The following is a 22,308-nucleotide window of genomic DNA, read 5'->3' as shown; positions in this document are numbered from 1 at the left end:
GGTGGCCCGGCCGGGGGCCGGGCCACCTCGGGCCGATGGATCAGGCGGGCTGCGGGGCGGGCGTCGCCGCAGCGGCCGCGACCGTGCGGGTCTCGCGCATGATCAGCAGACCGTTGACCACCATCAGCGTCGCGGTCAGGCAGTGGAAGCCGAGTGCGGTGGCCACGGAGCCGTGGTGGGCCAGCACCGTGGTCATGTCGCCGTAAGCGGCGAGGGCCTCCACCAGCAGCACCCAGCCCAGCGCCCGGCGGTGGCCCGTGACCAGCAGCATGCCCAGGACCAGGGCCATGACGACGTCGCGGATCCCCTTGACGACCAGGAAGCCGCCGCCGTCGCCGGATGGCCGGTTCGGCAGGCCGAAGCCCGGCGCCGTGGTCTCCGGGCTCAGGATGAACTCTCCTCCGAACCAGAGGATGAAGAGGATGAAGGCTGTGGTCAGGGCGGTGTTGGCCGTCTTCAGCGACATGGTTCTTCTCCTTGCGCGTTTTCGTGGGTTTCGTGAGCTCGGTGAGTGGCGCGGGGCCCTGGTCGGCGGCGCGGACGCGGCTGACGTGACGGACGGGCTCAGACGAGGGCGGTGACCAGCAGGGCGAAGGCGGTGACGATGACGGCGACGCGGACGTAGTGGAGGCGTTCCCAGCGGTTCAGCTGCTGCTTCCAGTCGGCCGGCCGGTTCTCAGGCGTCCAGGTCTTGCCCCGGTCGTTGATGGGGACGAGCAGCAGGATCGACATGATCACGCTGAGCATCAGGAGCCCGCCGGCGGTGACGACGAGGCCGGTGCCCTGGTGGTGCCACCCGGCGACAGCCCAGATGCCGACGAGGACGAGCGAGCCGATGTACCAGAACGGCATCACGGCGCCGAGCATCCGGCCCCCGTGGGCGTGGCCGAGTTGGCCGCTGTCCTCCGGGAGGGCGTTGAGGATCGGGTTCATGACGAAGGCGACGGAGAACTCCACGCCCACCATCAGGCCGACGGCCACGGTGGTGAAGACCTCAAGTGCGTTGAGCAAGATGATGACCCCTCGTGGAATCTAGCGCTGCTAGGTGATGGTGCAACGCTAGTACTGCTGCCGCTCCCTTGTCTAGCGGTGCTAGGATTTCAGTCATGTCGGTACAGGAACGCAAGGAACGCGAACGGGCGGAGCGCGAGCGCCTCATCGTGGCGACGGCCCGTGAACTCGCCGAGCAGCAGGGCTGGGACGCGGTCACCACCCGCCGGCTCGCCGAGCGCATCGAATACAGCCAGCCCGTCCTCTACAGCCACTTCCGCGGCAAGCGGGAGATCATCGGCGCCGTCGCCCTTCAGGGCGCCACCGAGATGGCCGTGACCGTGCGGGCCGCGACCGCCACCGCGGACGGCCCGCGCGCCCGGGTACGCGCCCTCGCCCGCGCCTACCTCGACTTCGCCGCACGCACCCCGGCGGTCTACGACGCCATCTTCCAGCTCGACGGCGGCCTCGCATACGCGCAGGAGGACACCCCGGCGCCTCTCAAGGACGCCTTCGCCGCACTGTTGGAGACCCTCGGCGAGGTTGCCGGGGACGGCGTACCCCCGGGGCTGTTCACCGAGCTGTTCTGGGCGTCCCTGCACGGGCTCGTGGTCCTGACGCGGGCGGGCCGGCTGCCGCCGGAGGACGCCGATGCGAGGGTGGAGCTGCTGGTGGACCGGCTCGCCGTGGTCTGACACGCCGGTGCGGCAGGCGGGGGCCGGGGTCTTCGGGCCTGGCCCCCGCCTGCCCGCTGCCCACGCCGGGCCGCGTCCCGCACCGGCCGGCGGGGCGGGGTGGCCGACGGGCGCGACGGATCGCCCGAGCTGCGACCTTCCGGCAACGCCGGGCAGTCCGCGCCCCGGCGTGGCACGCTTTCACAGGTGACCAGCAGAACCGACCCTGCACAGCACCTGAGCGACCTCGCGCGCCTTCGACGCGTCCGCGACCGCATCGACAGGGAGTACGCGCAGCCGCTGGACGTCGAGGCGCTCGCGCGCGGCGTGCACATGTCGGCCGGGCATCTCAGCCGGGAGTTCCGGCGGGCCTACGGCGAGCCCCCGTACGGCTACCTCATGACACGGCGCATCGAACGGGCGATGGCCCTGCTGCGCCGCGGCGACCTCAGCGTCACCGAGATCTGCTTCGAGGTCGGCTGCTCGTCGCTGGGCACGTTCAGCACCCGCTTCACCGAACTGGTCGGGGTGTCGCCCAGCGTCTACCGGCGCCGGGGGCAGGAGGCGCGACAGGCCGAGCAGGCCGGGGCGGGGGTGCCCTCGTGCCTGGAGAAGCAGGTGACGCGACCGGTCAGGAATCGAGAAGCGCCGGCCAGGAAGCCGGATTAGCGTGACGGACATGGACATCAACATTCACTCCACGTTCCTTCCGCACGACGACCCGGACGCCTCCGTGGCCTTCTACCGCGACGTCCTCGGCTTCGAGGTCCGGGGCGACGTCGGGCAGGGCTCCATGCGCTGGATCACGGTCGGGCCCGTCGGGCAGCCCGGCACGTCCATCGTCCTGGAGCCGCCGTACGCCGATCCGTCCGTCACCGACGAGGAGCGCGCCACCGTCGTCGCGATGATGGCCAAGGGCACGTTCGCCCGCGTCCTGCTGGCCACGCCCGATCTGGACGGCACGTTCGAGAAGGTGCAGGCCGGCACCGCGGAGATCGTCCAGGAGCCGACCGAGCAGCCCTACGGCGTACGCGACTTCGCCGTACGCGACCCTGCGGGCAACCTGATCCGCGTCCAGGAACGGCGCTGAGCCGTCCCGCCGTCCGCACGACACAGCCGTAGACCGTACGAAGCCGACGGGACCGCGCGAGCGGTCCCGCCCACGGATGGAGACACGATGACCAGGGCCAAGAGGGCGGACACGGCGTCGGCCGCGCCGCACGCGGGCGACAGCCACGATCTGATCCGTGTGCACGGGGCGCGCGTGAACAACCTCAAGGACGTCAGTGTCGAGATCCCGAAGCGCCGGCTGACGGTGTTCACCGGTGTCTCCGGCTCGGGCAAGAGCTCCCTGGTGTTCGGCACGATCGCCGCGGAGTCGCAGCGGCTGATCAACGAGACCTACAGCGCCTTCGTGCAGGGCTTCATGCCGACCCTGGCGCGGCCCGAGGTCGACGTACTCGAAGGGCTGACCACCGCGATCAGCGTCGACCAGCAGCGGATGGGTTCCGACCCCCGCTCCACGGTGGGCACCGCCACCGACGCCAACGCGATGCTCCGTATCCTGTTCAGCCGGCTCGGCAAGCCGCACATCGGCCCGCCCAGCGCGTACTCCTTCAACACCGCCTCGGTCCGGGCGAGCGGCGCGATCACCGTCGAGCGCGGCAACAAGACCAAGGCGGAGAAGGCGACCTTCCAGCGCACCGGCGGCATGTGTACGCGCTGCGAGGGCCGGGGCTCGGTCTCCGACATCGACCTCAGCCAGCTCTACGACGACACCAAGTCGCTCTCCGAGGGCGCGTTCACCATCCCCGGCTGGAAGTCGGACAGCCAGTGGACCGTGCAGGTCTACGCCCAGTCCGGCTTCGTCGACCCGGACAAGCCGATCCGCAAGTACACCAAGAAGGAGTTGCAGGACTTCCTGTACGGGGAGCCCGTCAAGGTCAAGGTCAACGGCGTCAACCTCACGTACGAGGGACTGATCCCCAAGATCCAGAAGTCGTTCCTGTCCAAGGACAAGGAGGCGATGCAGCCGCACATCAGGGCCTTTGTGGAGCGTGCGGTCACCTTCACCACCTGTCCGGAGTGCGACGGTACGCGGCTGAGCGAGGGCGCCCGCTCCTCGAAGATCAAGCGGATCAGCATCGCCGACGCGTGCGCGATGGAGATCAGGGACCTCGCCGAGTGGGTGCGCGGCATCGAGGAGGCGTCGGTGGCGCCGCTGCTCGACGCGCTGCAGCAGACCCTCGACTCGTTCGTGGAGATCGGCCTCGGCTACCTCTCGCTCGACCGGCCCGCGGGGACGCTGTCGGGCGGTGAGGCGCAGCGCGTCAAGATGATCCGGCACCTCGGCTCGTCCCTCACCGACGTCACCTACGTCTTCGACGAGCCCACGATCGGTCTGCATCCGCACGACATCGAGCGGATGAACGAGCTGCTGCTGAGGCTGCGCGACAAGGGGAACACGGTGCTCGTCGTCGAGCACAAGCCGGAGACGATCGTGATCGCCGATCACGTCGTCGACCTCGGCCCCGGCGCCGGTTCGGGCGGCGGCACCATCTGCTTCGAGGGCGCCGTCGAGGGGTTGCGGGCAAGCGACACGATCACCGGCCGGCACTTCGACGACCGGGCCACCGTCAAGGAGACGGTGCGCACGGCCACCGGTGCGATGGAGATCCGTGGGGCGACGGCGAACAACCTGCGCAAGGTCGACGTCGACGTCCCGCTCGGGGTGCTCGTCGTCGTCACGGGTGTCGCCGGTTCCGGCAAGAGCTCCCTCGTACACGGTTCGATTCCGGCGGGCGAGGGCGTGGTGTCGATCGACCAGAGCCCGATCCGCGGTTCGCGGCGCAGCAACCCGGCGACGTACACCGGACTGCTCGAGCCGATCCGCAAGGCGTTCGCCAAGGAGAACGGCGTGAAGCCGGCGCTGTTCAGCGCCAACTCCGAGGGCGCCTGCCCCACGTGCAACGGCGCCGGCGTCATCTACATGGACCTGGCGATGATGGCCGGGGTCGCCACCCCGTGCGAGGACTGCGAGGGCAAGCGGTTCCAGCCGGCGGTGCTGGAGTACAAGCTCGGCGGCCGTGACATCAGCGAGGTACTCGCGATGTCGGTCGCCGAGGCCGAGGAGTTCTTCGGCTCGGGCGAGGCGCACCTGCCGGCCGCGCACCGCATCCTCGACCGGCTCGCCGACGTCGGTCTCGGCTACCTCAGCCTCGGCCGGCCGCTCACCACGCTGTCCGGCGGGGAGCGGCAACGCCTCAAGCTGGCCACGCACATGGGCGACAAGGGTGGTATCTACGTCCTCGACGAGCCGACCACCGGACTGCACCTCGCCGATGTGGAGCAGCTGCTCGCCCTGCTCGACCGCCTCGTCGACTCCGGCAAGTCCGTCATCGTCGTCGAGCACCACCAGGCCGTGATGGCGCACGCCGACTGGATCATCGACCTCGGTCCCGGGGCCGGTCACGACGGCGGCAAGGTCGTCTTCGAGGGCACACCCGCGGAGCTCGTCGGGGCCCGCTCCACCCTCACGGGCGAGCACCTGGCGGCGTACGTCGGCGGCTGACGGGCCCGCGCGAGGGGCGTGGTGGCCGACGGGCCCCGGGGCACATGTCCCGGGGCCCGTCCTCCTGCGGGCTACAGGTCGGAGTCCGCGATCCAGACCTCTTCCATCAGATCGACGGCGGCGTGGGTGTGGCGGACCCGGAACACCGACGTCCGTACCTTCGGCCGCCGCCACGGGTGGTGTGCGCCGAGGACGAGCTCCCCGAGTCCGCCCCAGTAGGTCGAGGCGGGGTCGTCCGGGTCGTACGCGATGTCGGCGTCCCTGGCCATCCGCGCCGTGACTCCGCAGGCGGCCAGGACGGCCCCCGGGTCGCCCTCCAGCGTCCAGGGCGGCACTCCGTCCCCGTCCGGCCAGCCTTCGGAGTGCACCGGCTCGCACCCGGGCACCACCCATGCGGCCTCCTCGTGGATCTCCCCGCAGTCGACCGTCGCCCCGCCGACGATCTTCGCCCCCGGGAAGCGTCGTGCCAGGTTCCTGACCTGCTCCAGCACCGGCCAGGAGTTCCCCTCGTCGGCGAGGGCGGGATCCGAGATGCCGATCACGTTCCCCCACACCCCCACCTGGATCCACTCCAGGTCGTCACGGGTCGTCAGGGAGAAGCCGTCGCTGATGTTCCGCTCCCCGTGATCCTCCAGGACCGCATCGACCGTGCCGAACGACTCGGCGAACTCCCGTGCCGCAGCACGGTCGTTGGCAGGCCAGTCGGCCGCGTCGTCGGCGAACGGCGGCAGCACCACCGTGACCGTGTACTGACCCGACCCCCGCACCTGCGCCTGTGGCGGGCACCTCCAGAAGCTGTTCTCCGTCATGCCGCCACCGTATCCGCGCGGTCCGGCAACACGCCGCTGCCCGAATCCCTGTGCATCCGCTGTGCGTTGATGCCTAGGCTGGGGCGGCCGGTGTCAACGACCACGGGGGCCTCCGACCCGGCCCGTCCCGTCCTGGGCCCCTCCAGGAGAACGCAACGTGAACCAGTTCATATCCCTGCCGCGGCGTCGAGTCTGGACCCGCGGCATCCTCGCCCTGGCATGTGCATCTGTCATGACCATGACGGGCCTGCCGTCCCTCGGGAGCGCGGACGCCGCACCGGCGCCGCTCAAGCCCGGCAAGCGCTGCGACGAGTTGTTCGGCCTCAAGGGTTCTCCCACCAAGACCCTGCCGGGGGGTGACGCCTCCCGCGCGAAGAACCTGTGGGACCAGTACGGGTACGTGAACCCCGGCATGGAGTTCGACGGACTCAACCCCACCCAGCAGGAGCTGGACGCCGCGGGCAAGGACTACAAGAAGTATCCGCACACGGACCCGCGCCGCATCTACGCCCGGTTCAACGCCCAGAAGCAGTGGAAGGACTTCGGCGACTACCTGACGAAGCAGTACATCCCGAACCAGGGCAACGACCCCCGCGGTGAGGCGTTCGAGAAGAAGGTCGTCAAGGAGATGGGCCTGACCGGTCCGGACTGGATCTGTCAGAAGGAGGTGTACTTCACCGAGCGTGACCCCAACACCGGCAAGCTCGTGCGGTACAAGCGGGTCCTGGACGCCTACAACAAGTCGACCCGCGAGATCGTGGAGATGAAGTCCAACGGCAAGCCGGACAGGTCCCAGATCCGTGCCGACAAGGCGTGGGCACGCCAGACCGGCTGGAAGTCCTACAAGTACACCTTCGTCTTCGGTGAGGAGCAGAGGAGTGAAGCCCGGACCTTCATGAAGGACATGAAGGACGCGGCGGGCAAGGACGCGGCGGGCCGCGACCGGGTGAAGTCGTACAACTTCCACTCCGACCACAAGCCCCAGGCGCCCGCCAGGGCGGCCAACGGCCCCTACCGGCGCAGCGACCCGTTCCTGTCCAACGGCGCCGGGAAGAACGCCGGTTCCCGCGGTGGCGGCAACAACATGATCAGGCAGTCGCCGCCCACCCCGCAGACGCTCAAGGACCAGATCGACCGCATCAGGAGCAACGATCCCACGGGCCGGATGCCCAAGGGTCCGGGCGGAATCGACTTCTCCACCCTGGACCTGCGCTACATCGGCAAGCCCGTCAAGGGCGAGGGCCTGAACTACGCGTTCTCCGCGCAGCAGGTCGACGACGAGTACGCGGCCGGCTGGGGAGGACAGGAGAAGGCGCAGCTCCTCTCGGACGCGTTCTTCACCTGGCTCGCGCTCACGCCGGACAAGTTCTGGGTGAACCTGAATCCGGACGAGCCCGACCGGGTCATGGACGCCGCGTTCGGGAAGACCGACGCGGGGCGGGTCCTGCTCGAGGCCGACCTCCAGATGAAGCACGACTTCTTCAAGGCGATGGATCCCAAGACCGACCTCGGCAAGCGGTTCTGGGCGGCGCTGCCCAAGGTGAACGGCCGCCCGTGCTTCACCGGGATCCGCAACTGGATCGAGCCGGGTACCGCGTCGGTGCGTGAACAGGACGGCGGGATCTACATCCTCGACACCCCCCTGAAGCTGAAGTCGACCCCGCAGGACTTCGCCACCAATCCGGGTGGCGAGCAGATCTGCAACCCGACCGAGGCCGAACGGGACGAGGCCCAGCGGGTCATCGACCGGATGATCGTCCCCGAGGTGGAGAAGACCATCAACGCCGACCCGCAGTACGCGGATCTGCGCCGTGTCTACACCGCCCGCGTCGCCGCCGAGTACATCCGCCAGCAGGACGCCAAGAGCCCGACCGACTACCACAAGGTCATCAACAGCGACAACGTGACCAAGTGGCCGCTGCGGGCGCCCCACCAGGGCTGGGACAAGAACGAGCTGTTCCAGAAGTACCGGAAGATCTTCCTGAACGGCGAGTTCGAGTACGACGTGGACACCGCCGAGGGCGTGATGGTCTACATCGTGGGCGGCGTCGACTTCTCCAAGCAGCCCAAGCGCAACATGGACCCGGCGCGCTTCCGCGCGGAGAACCCCTACAAGCCGCGTACCGCGCAGTTCGCCGTCGGGCAGGTGACCGACGACGCGGACCAGGCCGGATACGTGATGCTCGGCGGGAACACCGCGGGCAGGACCGCCGACGACGCGGAGGACCCGACTCCCACTCCCACGCCGACGGACAAGCCCACCGGCAAGCCGACCGACACCCCGTCGACCCCGGCTCCCTCCGCCACGCCGGGCGGTGACGGTGCCAGTCCGACCCCGCCGGCCCGGGACCCCGAGGGTGACCTCGCCCATACGGGCTCCGACACCCCCGTCGGCCTCTTCGTCGGTGTCGCCGTCGTCCTCGCGGCCGCCGGTGGCGGGCTGATCTGGTGGATGCGCAGGCGCCGGGTGGGCCGGAGCTGACCGGGCAGAACCCACCGGACGCAACACAGCGGCGGCCCCGCACCCCAGCCACGGGTGCGGGGCCGCCGCTGTGATCCCCGCGCCCCCGAGTCCGGCTGCCTGCGGCGCGGGCACGAGGAGATGGGCGCTGTCGGTATCCGCCGCATCTCGGTCCGTGGCCCGACCGGCCGGGCGCGGACGAACCGGCGCAGGAAAAGAACACGCTCGGTGCGCATTTCGGTTACGCAGCGTGGAATGAATGGATCATGAAGATGAAGGAGCGGCACGGGGCGCGGTGCGGGAAGGCGGCCGGACATGGCGAGTGAGGGCGGCTGTGGCCCCGATACGTCAATGCCGGAAAGGGGGTCGTTCGCCGTGGACCTGCGGGACGGACGGGTGGGCCGGGTCATGGGACGGGTCGGGCCGTACGTGCAGCTACGGCCGCCCGGAGGCGGCGCGGAATGGGACTGTCCGCCCGACTCCGTCCGGCCGGCCCCGCCGGGGCTCGCCCTGCGGGCGCGGGTGACGGAGATCAACCGGGCGGGGCAGCTACCGCGATGAGGGGGAGGGGCGACCCGGGACCGTGCCGGGAAGAGCCGCCGATAGCCTGCGGGCATGGTGAGCATGGACACGGAAACCGATGCGCAACTGGCCGTCAGAGCCGCACAGGTGGGAGCGGCGGTGGTCCGCGACCTGTACGGGACCGCGCTGTCGCGTACGGAGAAGTCCGGCGGTGACTTCGCCACGGCCGCCGACCTCGCGGCCGAGCAGGCCATCCTCGACGTGCTGCGGACGGCCCGGCCCGCGGACTCCGTGACGGGCGAGGAGAGCGGGGACACCGGCGCGAGCGGCGCGGAGCGCAGGTGGCTGGTCGATCCGCTGTGCGGCACGCTGAACTACGCCGTGCAGAACATGCTGGTCGCGGTGAACGTCGCCCTGCGGGGGCCGTCCGGCATCACGGCGGCAGCGTCCGCCGACCCGTTCAGCGGCGAGGTGTTCTGGACCGACGGCGCACGTGCACGCGTCCGGAGGGGCGGAGCGGACGAGGAGCTGTCGCCCTCGCCCGCCTCCGGCCTGGTCGACCTCAATCTCGACCCGCCGTTTCCCAACGCCCCCGCCTTCCGGGCGGTGGATCTCCTCGCCGCCCCGGAGTTCGCCGCGCGGTTCCGCCCGCGTGTCGTCTCCACCACGCTGGCAGTCGCCTGGGTCGCCGCCGGCCGCAGAGCCGCGTACCTCACCGACGGCAACCTGCGCGACAGCGTCCACTTCGCCGCCGGGATCGCGCTGTGCGAAGCCGCCGGCTGTGTGGTGACGGGCATCCACGGCCAGCCGCTGCACACCGGAGCCGGAGGACTGATCGCGGCAGCGGACCGGGAGACGCACGAGGCGTTGGTGGGGATGGTCAGGGACCGGGCTCCGGCCGGCCGCTGACCTCCACCTCTTCCCGCCGAAAGGAAGGCCGCCGATGCCGGTCGTTCTCGTCCTGCTGCTCGCCGGTACCTGGCTGCTCTCCGGCGCCCTGGTCGACGGCACGGAACCGCTGACCGTGGCCGTGGGCCGTACCGCCGTGTGCTGTCTGGTCCTGACCGCCGTCGCCGTGTCGTCCGCGAACGGCCGGGCCGATCTGCGGAGGGCCGCCGCGAGGCCGGGGACCGTGTGGCTGCTGGGCCTCCTCGGCTTCGCCGGGTATGCGGCCGGCACCCTCCTCGCCATCCCGCGTATCGGCACCTCGCTCACCAACCTCGTCGTCGCGCTGATGCCGTGCGCCTCGGTGGCGGTCGGTGCGTTGTTCTTCGGCGAGCGCTCCGGACCGCGCAAGGCGGCGGGGGCCGCCCTGGCCTGCGCGGCGGCCGCCGGATACGCGGCGCTGGGCGCGGACACCGGGGACCTGGACGCAGGGGGACTGCTGCTGGTGGCGGCGGCGACGGTCGCCTTCGCGGTGTACGGCTTCCTCTACCGGCAAAGGCTGTCCGGGCTGCCCCCGCTCGCCGTGCTGCCGGTCCTGCTCGCAGCCGCCACCTGTCTGCTGCTCCCGATGTCCCTGCCCGCGCTCGTCGCGCATCCGCCCACAGGGGCCGCGACGGGCGGGATCGTGCTGCTGGGCGCCGCGGTGTACGCCCCCGCCTACCTCGTACAGCACCGCCTCATCCTGCTGCGCGGCCCGGTCTTCACGGCCGCCGTGCAGCTGGCCGTGCCCTTCACCGTCCGGCTCGGCGACTGGGCCCTGGGGACCGCCCCCGCCCCGTCGGCCGCCGAACTCCTGCTGCTGGCGGTGTGCTGCGGGGGGATCGGGCTCGTCACGGTCCGGGCGGGGGGCCGGTCCGTCGTCGAACCCGCCCCCTCTGGCCGGTGAGCGGCTCACCGCGCTCGGTGCGGCGCTCACGCGATCGTGGGACGCCGAGGATCCGCCGGCCCTGGGCGACTGTGTGGCGTGCCTCGACCAGCGGTACGTTCCCGGTTCCGTGGTCGTGCCGGCCGAGTTGACCGATGCCGGAGAACGAGAAGGGCGACACCCCGCGGGGTGCCGCCCTTCCGTGGTTCCGTTTCCGTCAGACCCCCGCGGGAGCCTTCGCGGTGGTGTCCGGGCCGGTGGTGCCGGCCGCCGGAGTCGCCGGACCCGTGGCCGCGACCGTGGAGGCGGCCGGTTCCTGGGAGACGTTGAACTCCGCCAGCAGGTCCTTGCTGAAGCCGAAGAAGTACGTGGCGACGAAGCCGGCCAGGTAACCCACGACCAGGCCGCCCGCGTAGATCGCGATCGTCGCACCCAGGCCGTGGTTGCCGTCCAGCAGCGGGAACAGGGCCCAGCCGGACGGGCCGATCGCGGTGGAGCCCACCGCGTCGCCGAGCTGGTTGAAGAAGCCGACGAACGCGCCGCCGAACGCACCACCCACGCAGGCCGTGATGAACGGGCGGCCCAGCGGCAGCGAAACGCCGTAGATCAGCGGCTCACCGACACCCAGGAAGCCCGCGGGCAGGGCCGACTTGATGGTCCTGCGGATCGACTCGTTGCGCGGGAGGCGGAAGAAGACCGCGATGGCCGCACCGACCTGGCCGGCACCGGCCATGGCGAGGATCGGGAGGAGAACCGTGTAGCCCTGCTGCTCGATCAGCGTGGTGTGAATCGGGATCAGCGCCTGGTGCAGACCCAGCATGACCAGCGGGAGGAAGAAGCCGCCGAGGACGAGACCCGCGCCCGCACCGCCGTTGGACAGCAGCCAGTCGGCGAACGTACCGATCGCGGTGGAGACCTCGCCCGCCACGTACATCAGGCCGAAGATCGTCACCAGTCCGGAGACCAGGACCGTCAGGGTCGGGGTGACCAGGACGTCCAGCGCCTCCGGCACCCAGCGCCGGCACCACTTCTCCACGTACACCGCGAGGACCGCCGCGCCCAGCGCGCCGAGGACACCGCCCTGGCCGGGGGAGAGCTTCTGGCCGAACGCCTCGATGTTCGCGACGCCCGGGAAGACGATGATGGCCGCGACCGCGCCGCCGAGGATCGGCGTACCGCCGAACTCCTTGGCCGTGTTGTAGCCGACGAAGACGGCGATCAGCGCCATGAAGCCGGATGCCATGGCCGCCAGAGCCGGTGTCACCGACGTCAGCCAGCCGAGGTTGACCAGTAGGCCGTTGAGGCCCGCGATGATGCCGCAGCCGATCAGGGCCGGGATCAGCGGGACGAAGATGTTGGCGATCCTGCGCAGGAACAGCTTGAACGGCGTGGCGTTCCTCGCCTTACGGGCGGCACGCATCTCGGCACCCTGCGCGGCCAGTTCCTCGGCCGTGAGCGCGGAGGCCGCGGCGGGGGCAGGGGCGGATTCCCTGCCCTCCTCGACGAGCTTCTCGAACTCGGGGGTGACGCGGGCGACCGTACCGGGACCGAGAACGATCTGGTACGTGTCGTCCTCGACCACGCCCATGACGGCGGGCACGGCCTTCAGTGCCTCGTCCTGGACGAGCGAACGGTCGTGCAGACCGAGCCGGAGCCGGGTCATGCAGTGGGCGATGGAGCTGACGTTCGCGGCGCCACCGACGAGCGGAAGGATCGCGGCGGCAGTGGCGCGGTTCTTGTCTTCTGTAGCCATGGTGCGTGGTGCCTTGCTGTGCGGGGGAGCGGAGGTGGAGCAGGGGGTCAGGTGGTGCGGGGGGCGGCGGCGAGGGCCGCGCGCAGGTGGCCGTCCGAAGCGGACAGCAGGGTGGCGGCCGTGGGGCCGTCGACCTGGCCGAGGATGGTGAGGATGGCGTTCTTCACCTCGCCGTCGGTGGCGGTCAGCGCGGCCTCGATCTCCTGGTCGGAGGCGCCGGTGGCCAGCGAGACGATCCGCCGGGAACGGGCGCGCAGCTTCTCGTTGGACGCGCGGACGTCGACCATGAGGTTTCCGTACGTCTTGCCGAGCCGGATCATCGTGATCGTCGAGAGCATGTTGAGGACGAGCTTCTGCGCCGTGCCGGCCTTGAGGCGGGTGGAGCCGGTGAGCAGCTCGGGGCCGACGACGACCTCCAGGGGATGCTCGGCGGCGGCGCCCAGTGCGGAGTCCGCGTTGCAGGACAGGCCGATGGTCAGGGCGCCCCTGGTGCGGGCGTGCTCGACGGCCCCGATCGCGTACGGCGTCCGGCCGGAGGCGGAGATGCCGACCACCGTGTCCTCGGCGGTGAGCCCCAGCGCGTCGAGGTCGGCGGCGGCCAGCTCCTTGCTGTCCTCGGCGCCCTCGACGGCGGTGACCATCGCGGAGGGGCCGCCCGCGATCAGGCCGATCACGTCGGCCGGGTCGGTGTTGAAGGTGGGCGGGCACTCGCTGGCGTCCAGCACGCCGAGCCGGCCCGCGGTGCCCGCGCCGGCGTAGACCAGCCGGCCGCCCCGGGCCATGCGGGCCGCGGTGGCGTCGATCGCGGCGGAGATCTCGGGCAGCCGCTCGGCGACGGATGCCGGGACGGTCCGGTCCTCGTCGTTCATGATCCGGGCGATCTCCGAGGTGGCCAGCCGGTCGATCTCGGCGAGCTCGGGGCGGAACGCCTCGGTGGTGAGGGTGGCGAGCTGGGCGCGCAGTTCGCCGTAGCCGTCGGAGGGGGTGGCGTCGGCGTCGGTGAGGGAGGTCATGGAGAGCGGCTCTGCTTTCTTGAACTCGTGCGGTTCTGCGGGTGCGGGTGCGGGGCTGTGCCGCTGGTCAGCGGGTGCGGGGGTTGTGTCGGTGGGCCAGCGCCTCGTACGAGGCGGCAAGGGCCGGGGCTGCCGTCTCGTACGTACGCTGCGCGACCCCGATGAACAGGCAGTCGACGACCAGGAGCTGGCTCGTACGGCTCGACATGGCGGCGGGCCGCAGCTCGCTCTCGCGGGCCGTCGACGTGGTCAGTACGACGTCGGCGTACTGCGTGACCGGGCCGTCGGGGCGGCCGGTGATCGCGATCGTCGTCGCGCCGCGGTCGAAGGCGACGCGCAGCGGCTCGATGACGTCGCCCGTCGAACCGGAGTGGGTGATCGCGATGGCCACGTCGCCGGAGCGCAGCTGCACGGCGTTGGTCACCGCGAGGTGCGGGTCCATGTTGGCGTGCGCGATCAGGCCGATCCGGGCCAGCTTCTGGGCCAGGTCCTGGCCGACGAGCGAGGAGGCACCGACGCCGTAGATGTCGATCCGGCGGGCGGTGGCGGCCGCGGACACGGCGGCGCCGAGCTGTACGGTGTCGAGCCCGGCGGCGGTGTCGGCGAGGGTCTGCTGCTCGTCGTAGGCCAGCTTGGCGACCACGTCGGCGATAGGGTCGTCGACCGCTATGTCCGCGGTGACGGCGGGGGCCCGGCCGGACTCCTGGTGGGCGGCGAGACCGGCCAGCGCGAGGCGCAGGTCGCGGTAGCCGGGGTAGCCGAGCAGGCGGGCGGTGCGGACCACGGTCGCCTCGCTGGTGCCGGTGAGCTCGGCGAGACCGGTGACCGTCAGGGCGGCGCAGCCGGCCGGGTCGCCGGCGACGGCCTCGGCGACCCGCTGCATGGAGCGGGTCATGGACGGCGCGAGCGTCCGCACCTTCGCCGCGAGGGCTGCCGGGGCAGGCGGCGAATCAGTGCTGAAACTTTCCTTCAGGTCATTGGTCACCTTTGAAAGATATTTTCAACCCCGGTGTCCGTCAACCCCCCTTTGGTCCTGACCTGTGGCAGCACGAGAACGCGCCGCCGGACGTCCGGCGGCGCGGGTGGACAATGGCTGCATGGAGCTGAACCCCCTGGAGCAGGCACTGCACACCGCCCGCGCACTGGTCATGGCCGACCTCGCCGCCGGAGGCGTGGCCGAGGCGCAGATCGTCTCGCTGGTCGAGGACGCGGTGACGCACCGGCGCTGGTGGGTGGAGCAGTGGCCGGAAGGGGCGGAGTTCGTCGTAGGCCTCATCGCCCAGGACGTCCAGGACGCGCTGCTGGAGCGGTACGGCCGCTGGCCGCTGTGCCCGGTCTGCGACGCGGGTGACCCGCATGCCCTGGACGTCGAGCCGGAGCTCGGCGCCGACCCGCACTGGGTCTGCACGAAGGCGACGGTCGCCGTGGCCCCGGTCGGCTCGCTCAGCGGGATAGTGCGGCCATGACCGTCTACATCGACCCGCCGGACTGGCCCGGCCACGGACGGCTCTGGTCGCACCTGGTCAGCGACGTGTCCTTCGAGGAACTGCACGCCTTCGCGGCATCCATCGGCTGCCCGCCCCGCGCCTTCGAGCGGGACCACTACGACGTACCGGAAGCGCGCTACGAGGACGCGGTACGGGCCGGGGCACGGCAGATCGGCTCCAAGGAACTGGTCCGCCGGATCACCGAGGCGGGCCTGCGCCGCCCCAAGGGCCGCCCCGCACCGGGCTGAGTCCGCTCAGACGGCCGGGCAGGAGGCCGACTCCACCGGCGCACTCTCCGGCCTGGCCGCCGGCGCGCCCGCCACCAGCCGGGACGAGGTGGTGCGGCTGCGCTGCAACCGCAGTGAGACGACCACCGTCACCAGCGCCAGCACGGTCATCGCCGCCCCCGCCCACGCGGTGGCCCCGAAACCGAAGTCCAGATCGATCACCGTGCCGCCCAGCCAGGGCCCGCCGGTGTTGCCCAGGTTGAACGCGGCGGTGGTCGTCGCGCCCGCCAGCGTCGGGGCGGCGCCCGCGACGTTGAACATACGGGCGTTCAGCGCCGGCGCCGTGTAGAACGCCGACAGGCCCAGCAGGAACGAGAGCACGATCACGGCCGCCTGGTTCGACGCGAACAGCGCCAGCGCGGCGAGAAACACCGTCGAGGCCGCGATCCCGCTCAGCAGCACCCCGAAGAGGTGCGCGTCCGCGACCCGGCCGCCGATCGTCGTACCGACCAGCGCCCCGACCCCGAACAGTGCCAGCACGGTCGGCACCCAGCCCGAGTCCAGACCGGCGACGTCCGTCAGCAGCGGTGCCAGATAGCTGAACGCACAGAACACCCCGCCCGCCGCGAGCGCGGTGAGCACGATGGAGAGCCACACCTGCCGGTCGCGGTAGATCGCCAGCTCCCGCTTGAGCTGCGGCTTCTCGTCCGGCAGCGGGATGCGGGGAATCAGCGTCGCCACCCCGGCCAGCGCCACGGCCGAGGCCGCCCCGACCGCCCAGAACGCCGACCGCCACCCCAGGTTCTCGCCCAGGAAGGCGCCCAGCGGCACCCCCAGCACGTTCGCGATGGACAGACCGCCGATCATGACGGCCATCGCACGGGCCCGGGAGTTCACCGGCACCATCGCGATGGCGACGGCAGCCCCGACGGCCCAGAAACCGGCGCACGCGAGCGCGCTGACCACCCGCGACGCGAAGAGCACCTCGTACGTCGGCGCGAGCGCGCCCGCGACCTGACCGAGGCCGAAGACGGAGATCAGCGCGATGAGCGTGGTGCGGCGCGGGAGCCGGAGTGTGGCCACGGCGAGCAGCGGGGCGCCGATCACCATGCCGATCGCGAAGGCGGATATGAGAAGCCCGGCCCGGGGGATCGACACGTTCATGTCATCGGCGATGGGTGGCAGCAGCCCGGAGAGCATGAACTCGCTCGTCCCGAGTGCGAAGACCGAGAGGCCGAGGATGTACACGGCCAGGGGCATACGGGAGCGGCGAGCGGCAGAGTCGGGCATGACAGGTGCCAACAGCCGAATGGTCCGTGACATTCCCCCGCCCGGCCCGGCACGGGCGCACGCTCAGTGCGTGAGCAGCTCCAGCTCCGTACCCAGGTTGTGCCGGGCCCGCGCTTCCCACTCCGCCACCCCGTGCGGTGTGCGGAACAGCCGCGGCAGCTCCAGAAGCTGCCGCAGCACCGCGGCACGGCCCTCCCGGAACGCCTCGTCGGGGACGAAGCCGTACTCCTCGCGCACCCGGGCCGCGTACTCCGCGTACTCCTTGGGCGGCGCCGCGAGGATGGCGAGGTCCGCGTCGCACAGGGCCTCGCCGTTGCTGTCACCGTCGGCCGGGTCGTGCGAGACGGTGAGCCGGACCAGGCGGGCGACCTCGGCGGTGGTCGCGGCCGGCACCCCCGCCTCGGGCAGGGCGCGCTCGGCGAGGACGGCGCTGCGCTCCTCGTTCTCGGAGCGGTCGGGCCGGTAGACCGCGTCGTGGAACCAGGCGGCCAGCCGTACCGCGTCCGGGTCCGCCGCATGACCGGCGAGGGTGTCGAGGTGATCGAGGACCGCGGTCAGGTGGGCGGTGGTGTGGTAGCGCCGCTGCGGCTCCGCCCACCGCGCCAGGAGATTGTCGGCGTACGGCGACGGGTCGGGGTCCTCGCCGCCGCCCCTGGCCGCGACGAGACACTCCTGCCAGCGGCCGCGGAGCGCGTCGGCAGCGTCTGCGCTGCCGGCGGCCCGGTCGATGTCGTCCATGCCCCCGAGGTTAGAGCGTCGGGCCACCGGATGGTGGCGCTCCGGTTCGCCGAAGGCCAAGTCGGCCGACAACCGGGATGGTTGGCTGGGCCCATGGCTGACGAACGCGATCCCGAACTGCCCGGACTCCTCCTGCGCAGCGAACGGGACCTCCTCCTGCCGTTGCTGCGGTCCGCCGCGGACGGCGACTTCGAACTGCGTACCGCGTGCCCCGGCTGGACGGTGCGGGACGTCGTCGCGCACTGCGGATCCGTGCTGAACCGGGTGGTGGAGAGCCGGTTCGGACCTGACGTGTTCAGCCCCGAGTGCAACGACCGGGACATCGCCGAACGGTCCGGCTGGACGCTCGCGCAGGTGATGGACGACCTGGAGTCGGGGATGACCGGCGCCGGACCGGTGATCGCCTCGGCGGGCGGGGTACTGGACGCGGTGGCGCTGGGGGAGTGGGTGCACGCCGGGGACGTACGCGCGGCATGGGGGCTGGCCGGGGCGTACGAGGGCCCGGGGCTCCCGCACGCGCTCGGGCTCCTCGTCCCGCGCGCCCTGCGCCGCGGGGCGCCGCTGTTCACCGCGGAGCTCACGGACAGCGGACAGGAACTCCTCGTGGGCACGGAGCAGGAGGGCCGCGCCCCGGGCCGGTACCGGGGCGACGGGGCGACGCTGATCAGGCTGTGCGCGGGCCGCCCGCTGGTGGGGACGCGGTACGAACTGGAGGGCGTCCGGGAGCACGAGCTCTGCCTGTTCGACTGAGACCGGCCCGCACGGGGAACAGCACGGGCGCTACCGTGCGGCCGTGACGAATCTGACGAACCCGCCGGGCAGGGTGGACGGGCCGGCCCCCTCGGGTGGGCCGGTCGCCGTGATGGACCTCAACGCCGACCTGGGCGAGGGTTTCGGACGCTGGACGCTCACCGACGACGAAGCCCTCCTCGCGTGTGTGACCAGCGCCAATGTGGCGTGCGGCTTCCACGCGGGCGACGCCTCGGTGATGCGGCGGGTCTGTGACTCGGCGGCGGAGCGGGGCGTACGCATCGGCGCGCAGGTGTCGTACCGGGACCTGGCGGGCTTCGGGCGCCGCGCGATGGACGTACCGGCCGCCGAACTGGCAGCCGAGGTGGCCTACCAGGTCGGTGCGTTGCGGGTGTTCGCCGAGGCGGCCGGCTCCCGCGTCTCGTACGTCAAACCGCACGGCGCCCTCTACAACCGCACGGTCCGCGACGACGAGCAGGCCGCCGCCGTGATCGAGGGCGTCCGGCTGGCGGGCGGGGACCTGACCGTCCTCGGGCTGCCCGGCTCACGGCTGCTCGCCCGGGCCGCGGCGGCCGGCCTGACCGCCGTCGAGGAGGCGTTCGCCGACCGCGCGTACACCCCGCAGGGCACGCTCGTGCCACGCGCGGAGCCGGGCGCGGTGGTGCACGACGCGGACGAGGTCGTACGCCGCAGTGTGGGCTTCGCCGTCGACCGGAGCGTGACCGGGGCCGACGGCGGCCGGATACCCGTCGTCGCCCGGTCCCTGTGCGTCCACGGCGACACCCCGGGCGCCGCCGCGCTTGCCCGACGGGTGCGGGCAGCGCTGGAAGAGGCCGGAGTCGCGGTACGGGCGTTCGCATGAGTGCGGGGCCCCGGACCGGCCCGCCGCTCGTCGTGCTGCCCGCCGGCCCAAGGGCGCTGCTCGTCGAACTGGACGGCCGGCAGGACACGGAGGCCTTCCACGCCGAGGTGCTGCGGCGCCGCGCGGCGGGCGAACTGCCGGACGTGCGCGACATCGTGCCCGGCGAACGGACCGTCCTGCTCGACGGCATCGCACGAGGCGCCACCGCCCTCGCCCGGGAGCTGCGGACCTGGCACATACCGCCGCCGCGCCGGGACACGGGTGACGCGGTGGAACTCCCGGTCGTGTACGACGGGCCGGACCTGGCCGATGTCGCCGAGGCCTGGGGGGTGGCCGCCGCCGACGTGCCCCGCATCCACGCAGGAACCGAATTCCAGGTCGCCTTCTGTGGGTTCGCCCCCGGCTTCGGCTACCTGACCGGCCTGCCGGACCACCTCCACCTGCCACGCCGGGCGACACCGCGCACCCGGGTCCCGGCCGGCGCGGTGGCGCTGGCCGGCCCGTACACCGGGGTGTACCCGCGCCCCTCCCCCGGCGGCTGGCAGCTCATCGGCCGGATGCCGGATCCCGGCCCGCTGTGGGACCCGCACCGCGAACCGGCGGCGCTGCTGGGGCCGGGCGCACGGGTGCGGTTCGTGGAGGCGGCACGGTGACGGCATCCTTCGAGGTCGTCCGCGCCGGGGCCCTGACCACCGTGCAGGACGAGGGGCGCGCCGGACTGGCCCACCTGGGGGTCGGACGGGCGGGCGCCCTCGACGCGCCCGCCGCCGCGCTCGCCAACCGGCTGGCCGGAAACCCGGTCACCGCGGCCGTCCTGGAGACGACCGCGACCGGCTGCGCCGTCCGCCCGGACCGTGCGGTGCTGATGGTCGTCGGCGGTGCGCCGTGCCGGGTGACGGTGGCCGGGCGGCCCGTGGCCTGGGGCGCCGCGGTGCGCGTGCCGGCGGGTGCGGTGCTGGACGCCGGGCCGGCGGTGCACGGACTGCGCGGCTACCTGGCGTTCGCGGGCGGCGTGGCGCCGGAGCCGGTGCTCGGCAGCAGGTCCGCCGACCTGCTCTCCGGGCTGGGCCCGGCGCCCCTGCGTGACGGGGACGTACTGCCCCTGGGGCCGGCCCCGTCGACCGGTGCCCCCGTCGTCGACGCGGTGCCGTGGCCGGGCGTGCCCGCCGGGCTCGTCCTCCCGGTGCACCTCGGCCCCCGCCACACCTGGTTCACGCCCGCCGCGCTCCGCACGTTCACCACCGCGGCGTACCGCGTCGGTGCGCAGAGCAACCGCATCGGCCTGCGCACGGAGGGCCCGGCGCTGGAGCGTGCCCGTGCGGGCGAACTGCCCAGCGAGGGCATGGTGCTCGGGGCCGTCCAGGTCCCCCCGGACGGCCGCCCGGTGGTGTTCCTCAACGACCATCCGACGACGGGCGGTTACCCGGTGGTGGGCATCGTCCCCGAACCGGCGCTGGCGGCGGCCGCCCAGGCGGGGGCGGGGACGGTGGTGCGGTTCGTACGGGCCGGGGGATGAGCCCGCGAGCCGCCCCGGCCGTCACGACGTGGCGGGCAGCCCGAAGTGGTCGGCGATGATCCGCATCGTCAGGGCGCCGTCGGCGTTGAAGCCGGGATCGGCGTCGTACGCCGGAGTCTCCCGGCCTACGATCCGGAGATCGTAGGTACCGCCACCGACAACACGGCCGCGCCGAAGCCGCGTTGGGCGCCGCCGTCCTGCTGCTCCGCCGTGCCGGCCGTCTTGGACGGTGATATTCGCACGACACGGCCGGGCACCTCTGGGACGCTCCGTACGCGGGCCCGGGCCCGCGTACGGAACGTCCGAGCGACTGGATGGATGAGCGATGACCTTCGCGCTGGAAGGGCCGGTTCTGGAGGGCGCGCGCGTGCGCCTGGAACCGCTGGAGCGCCGACATGCCGAGGACCTCGCGGTGGCCGCGGAGGTCGACCGGAGCTCGTACCGCTTCACCTGGGTGCCCCGCAAGCACGAGGTCGACGCCTACATCGACGCCCAGCTCGCCCGTGCAGCCACCGGGAAGCTGTTCCCGTACGCGCAGATCGACCGGGTGTCCGGTCGTGCGGTCGGCGTCACGGCGTACTGGGAGCCGCGGCACTGGCTGGACGAGGACACCCTGAGCGCGATCGAGGTCGGCTTCACCTGGCTCGCCGCCTCCGCCCAGGGCTCGGGGATCAACGCCGAGGCCAAGTACCTGCTCTTCCGGCACGCGTTCGAGGTGTGGGACGTGGCCCGTGTCGACCTGAAGACGGATGCCCGCAACAGCCGCTCCCGGGCCGCGATCGCGGCGGCGGGCGCGAGTCTCGAGGGAGTGCTGCGCAACTGGTCCCGTTCGTGGGCGCCCGGCGAGGACGGGAGGCTGCGCGACTCCGCGATCTTCTCGATCACGGCGGACGAGTGGCCGGAGTGCCGGGCACGGCTGGAAGAGCGCCTCGCACGTGGCGGTCGGGCCTGACCCACCGGAGGGCCCCGGCGCCTCGCACGCGGCAGTGGGGCCCGACCCACCGGCCGGACCCCGTGTACCGCGCGAGCTGTGCACGGCGTGCGCGTCTACACCCCCGCCCGGAACCCCCGCAGCCGCAGCGAGTTGCCGACCACGAACACCGACGAGAACGCCATCGCGGCCCCCGCGATCATCGGGTTCAGCAGGCCCGTCGCGGCCAGCGGCAGTGCCGCCACGTTGTACGCGAAGGCCCAGAACAGGTTCGTACGGATGGTGCCGAGCGTCCTCCGTGACAGCCGGATCGCGTCGGCGGCGGCCCGCAGGTCCCCGCGTACCAGGGTCAGGTCGCCGGCCTCGATCGCCGCGTCCGTGCCCGTGCCCATGGCGAGGCCCAGATCGGCCTGGGCCAGGGCGGCCGCGTCGTTCACCCCGTCGCCGACCATGGCGACCGAACGTCCCTCGCCCTGGAGGCGCTTGACGACGTCGACCTTGTCCTGCGGCATGACCTCCGCGTACACCTCGTCGATGCCGACCTCGGCCGCGACCGATTCGGCCACCGCCCGGTTGTCGCCGGTCAGCAGGATCGGGGTCAGGCCGAGTGCGCGCAGCCGCCCGACCGCCTCCGCGCTGGTGTCCTTCACCGCGTCGGCCACCTCCAGGACCGCACGCGCCTCACCGTCCCAGGCGACCGTGACCGCGGTACGGCCCGCGGCTTCCGCCTCGGCCTTGCGACGGGCCAGCTCCTCGGGCAGACGGATCTCCCACTCGGTGAGCAGCGTCTCGCGGCCGACGAGGACGGCGTGGCCCTCGACGGTGCCCTGGACGCCGAGGCCGGGGATGTTGGTGAAGTTCTCGGGGGTGGGGAGGGGGGTTGTGGTGCGGTGGGTGGCTCCGG

24 protein-coding genes are annotated in these 22,308 nt (G+C 72.2%); 15 read left to right on the top strand and 9 right to left on the bottom strand.

Annotated features, from left to right (window positions below; translation table 11 throughout):
* Nucleotides 1–40: 40 nt before the first annotated feature.
* Both ABZ434_RS34405 and ABZ434_RS34400 read right to left on the bottom strand, forming a co-directional pair.
* The gene (locus tag ABZ434_RS34405; RefSeq protein WP_359145496.1) at nt 41–466 is read right to left on the bottom strand and encodes a DUF4267 domain-containing protein; all 426 of its coding nucleotides are present in this window, start codon (nt 464–466) and stop codon (nt 41–43) included.
* A gap of 98 nt (nt 467–564) precedes the next feature.
* On the bottom strand, nt 565–1,011 hold the full coding sequence (locus tag ABZ434_RS34400; protein WP_359145494.1) for a DUF1772 domain-containing protein: 447 nt from the start codon (nt 1,009–1,011) through the stop codon (nt 565–567).
* 95 nt (nt 1,012–1,106) lie between these two features.
* On the opposite strand from ABZ434_RS34400, the gene ABZ434_RS34395 reads away from it, so the two are divergent.
* From ABZ434_RS34395 to ABZ434_RS34380, 4 genes are all read left to right on the top strand, one after another.
* Entirely contained in the window at nt 1,107–1,685 is a 579-nt protein-coding gene (locus ABZ434_RS34395) for a TetR/AcrR family transcriptional regulator (protein WP_359145491.1), read from the top strand.
* A 186-nt stretch (nt 1,686–1,871) separates the two neighbouring features.
* Nucleotides 1,872–2,333 (top strand): helix-turn-helix transcriptional regulator, encoded by a 462-nt coding sequence (locus tag ABZ434_RS34390; RefSeq protein ID WP_359145488.1) that lies wholly within the window; start codon nt 1,872–1,874, stop codon nt 2,331–2,333.
* 10 nt (nt 2,334–2,343) lie between these two features.
* Entirely contained in the window at nt 2,344–2,754 is a 411-nt protein-coding gene (locus ABZ434_RS34385) for a VOC family protein (RefSeq protein WP_359145485.1), read from the top strand.
* Between the two features lie 87 nt (nt 2,755–2,841).
* Nucleotides 2,842–5,235, top strand: coding sequence for an excinuclease ABC subunit UvrA (locus tag ABZ434_RS34380; RefSeq protein ID WP_359145482.1), 2,394 nt, complete (start codon nt 2,842–2,844; stop codon nt 5,233–5,235).
* Between the two features lie 71 nt (nt 5,236–5,306).
* Here ABZ434_RS34380 and ABZ434_RS34375 read toward each other — a convergent pair whose 3' ends face one another.
* The gene (locus tag ABZ434_RS34375; protein WP_359145479.1) at nt 5,307–6,044 is read right to left on the bottom strand and encodes a DUF6333 family protein; all 738 of its coding nucleotides are present in this window, start codon (nt 6,042–6,044) and stop codon (nt 5,307–5,309) included.
* 232 nt (nt 6,045–6,276) lie between these two features.
* Here ABZ434_RS34375 and ABZ434_RS34370 point away from each other — a divergent pair, with 232 nt between their 5' ends.
* The 4 genes from ABZ434_RS34370 to ABZ434_RS34355 all read left to right on the top strand — a co-directional run bounded on the left by ABZ434_RS34370 (nt 6,277) and on the right by ABZ434_RS34355 (nt 10,858).
* Entirely contained in the window at nt 6,277–8,526 is a 2,250-nt protein-coding gene (locus ABZ434_RS34370; RefSeq protein WP_359145476.1) for an LPXTG cell wall anchor domain-containing protein, read from the top strand.
* A 330-nt stretch (nt 8,527–8,856) separates the two neighbouring features.
* Complete coding sequence (locus ABZ434_RS34365) at nt 8,857–9,066, top strand: hypothetical protein (protein ID WP_359145473.1); 210 nt, start codon at nt 8,857–8,859, stop codon at nt 9,064–9,066.
* 54 nt (nt 9,067–9,120) lie between these two features.
* Nucleotides 9,121–9,936 (top strand): inositol monophosphatase family protein, encoded by an 816-nt coding sequence (locus tag ABZ434_RS34360; RefSeq protein WP_359145470.1) that lies wholly within the window; start codon nt 9,121–9,123, stop codon nt 9,934–9,936.
* A 34-nt stretch (nt 9,937–9,970) separates the two neighbouring features.
* Nucleotides 9,971–10,858, top strand: a complete 888-nt coding sequence (locus tag ABZ434_RS34355; protein ID WP_359145467.1) for an EamA family transporter — start codon at nt 9,971–9,973, stop codon at nt 10,856–10,858.
* 196 nt (nt 10,859–11,054) lie between these two features.
* On the opposite strand, the gene ABZ434_RS34350 is transcribed toward ABZ434_RS34355, so the two are convergent.
* The 3 genes from ABZ434_RS34350 to ABZ434_RS34340 form a co-directional block, all read right to left on the bottom strand.
* The gene (locus ABZ434_RS34350) at nt 11,055–12,590 is read right to left on the bottom strand and encodes a PTS transporter subunit EIIC (RefSeq protein WP_359145464.1); all 1,536 of its coding nucleotides are present in this window, start codon (nt 12,588–12,590) and stop codon (nt 11,055–11,057) included.
* A 47-nt stretch (nt 12,591–12,637) separates the two neighbouring features.
* Nucleotides 12,638–13,603 (bottom strand): N-acetylmuramic acid 6-phosphate etherase, encoded by a 966-nt coding sequence (murQ, locus tag ABZ434_RS34345; RefSeq protein WP_359145461.1) that lies wholly within the window; start codon nt 13,601–13,603, stop codon nt 12,638–12,640.
* 67 nt (nt 13,604–13,670) lie between these two features.
* A complete protein-coding gene (locus ABZ434_RS34340; RefSeq protein ID WP_359145458.1) occupies nt 13,671–14,588 on the bottom strand; it encodes a MurR/RpiR family transcriptional regulator in 918 nt (305 codons plus the stop codon).
* A gap of 112 nt (nt 14,589–14,700) precedes the next feature.
* On the opposite strand from ABZ434_RS34340, the gene ABZ434_RS34335 reads away from it, so the two are divergent.
* Nucleotides 14,701–15,069 carry a hypothetical protein gene (locus tag ABZ434_RS34335; RefSeq protein WP_359145455.1) on the top strand — a complete coding sequence of 123 codons (369 nt, stop codon included), beginning with the start codon at nt 14,701–14,703 and terminating at the stop codon, nt 15,067–15,069.
* Entirely contained in the window at nt 15,066–15,338 is a 273-nt protein-coding gene (locus ABZ434_RS34330; protein ID WP_359145452.1) for a DUF4031 domain-containing protein, read from the top strand. Before ABZ434_RS34335 ends, ABZ434_RS34330 begins: the two co-directional genes overlap by 4 nt.
* 6 nt (nt 15,339–15,344) lie before the next feature.
* Here the strand turns inward: ABZ434_RS34330 and ABZ434_RS34325 are convergent, their stop codons facing one another.
* On the bottom strand, nt 15,345–16,577 hold the full coding sequence (locus ABZ434_RS34325) for a Cmx/CmrA family chloramphenicol efflux MFS transporter (protein ID WP_359145501.1): 1,233 nt from the start codon (nt 16,575–16,577) through the stop codon (nt 15,345–15,347).
* A gap of 93 nt (nt 16,578–16,670) precedes the next feature.
* The gene (locus ABZ434_RS34320; RefSeq protein WP_359145450.1) at nt 16,671–17,345 is read right to left on the bottom strand and encodes a hypothetical protein; all 675 of its coding nucleotides are present in this window, start codon (nt 17,343–17,345) and stop codon (nt 16,671–16,673) included.
* 93 nt (nt 17,346–17,438) lie between these two features.
* Here ABZ434_RS34320 and ABZ434_RS34315 point away from each other — a divergent pair, with 93 nt between their 5' ends.
* The 5 genes from ABZ434_RS34315 to ABZ434_RS34295 all read left to right on the top strand — a co-directional run bounded on the left by ABZ434_RS34315 (nt 17,439) and on the right by ABZ434_RS34295 (nt 21,425).
* The gene (locus tag ABZ434_RS34315) at nt 17,439–18,095 is read left to right on the top strand and encodes a maleylpyruvate isomerase family mycothiol-dependent enzyme (protein WP_359145447.1); all 657 of its coding nucleotides are present in this window, start codon (nt 17,439–17,441) and stop codon (nt 18,093–18,095) included.
* Nucleotides 18,096–18,207: 112 nt separating this feature from the next.
* Nucleotides 18,208–18,957: a 5-oxoprolinase subunit PxpA gene (locus tag ABZ434_RS34310; RefSeq protein WP_359145499.1), complete on the top strand. Its 750-nt coding sequence runs from the start codon at nt 18,208–18,210 to the stop codon at nt 18,955–18,957.
* A complete protein-coding gene (locus ABZ434_RS34305; RefSeq protein WP_359145444.1) occupies nt 18,954–19,610 on the top strand; it encodes an allophanate hydrolase subunit 1 in 657 nt (218 codons plus the stop codon). The genes ABZ434_RS34310 and ABZ434_RS34305 overlap by 4 nt, the downstream gene beginning before the upstream one ends.
* Entirely contained in the window at nt 19,607–20,473 is an 867-nt protein-coding gene (locus tag ABZ434_RS34300; protein ID WP_359145441.1) for a biotin-dependent carboxyltransferase family protein, read from the top strand. Before ABZ434_RS34305 ends, ABZ434_RS34300 begins: the two co-directional genes overlap by 4 nt.
* Before the next feature lie 325 nt (nt 20,474–20,798).
* Nucleotides 20,799–21,425: a GNAT family protein gene (locus ABZ434_RS34295; protein WP_359145438.1), complete on the top strand. Its 627-nt coding sequence runs from the start codon at nt 20,799–20,801 to the stop codon at nt 21,423–21,425.
* A gap of 95 nt (nt 21,426–21,520) precedes the next feature.
* On the opposite strand, the gene ABZ434_RS34290 is transcribed toward ABZ434_RS34295, so the two are convergent.
* Nucleotides 21,521–22,308, bottom strand: a 788-nt coding sequence (locus tag ABZ434_RS34290) for an HAD-IC family P-type ATPase (protein ID WP_359145435.1), incomplete at its 5' end; no start/stop codon positions are given.

This window comes from Streptomyces sp. NPDC005761 (assembly GCF_040630635.1).
GTDB lineage: Bacteria > Actinomycetota > Actinomycetes > Streptomycetales > Streptomycetaceae > Streptomyces.
Note: the sequence above shows the minus strand (reverse complement) of the source record. Positions and strands in the feature narration are given on the sequence as shown.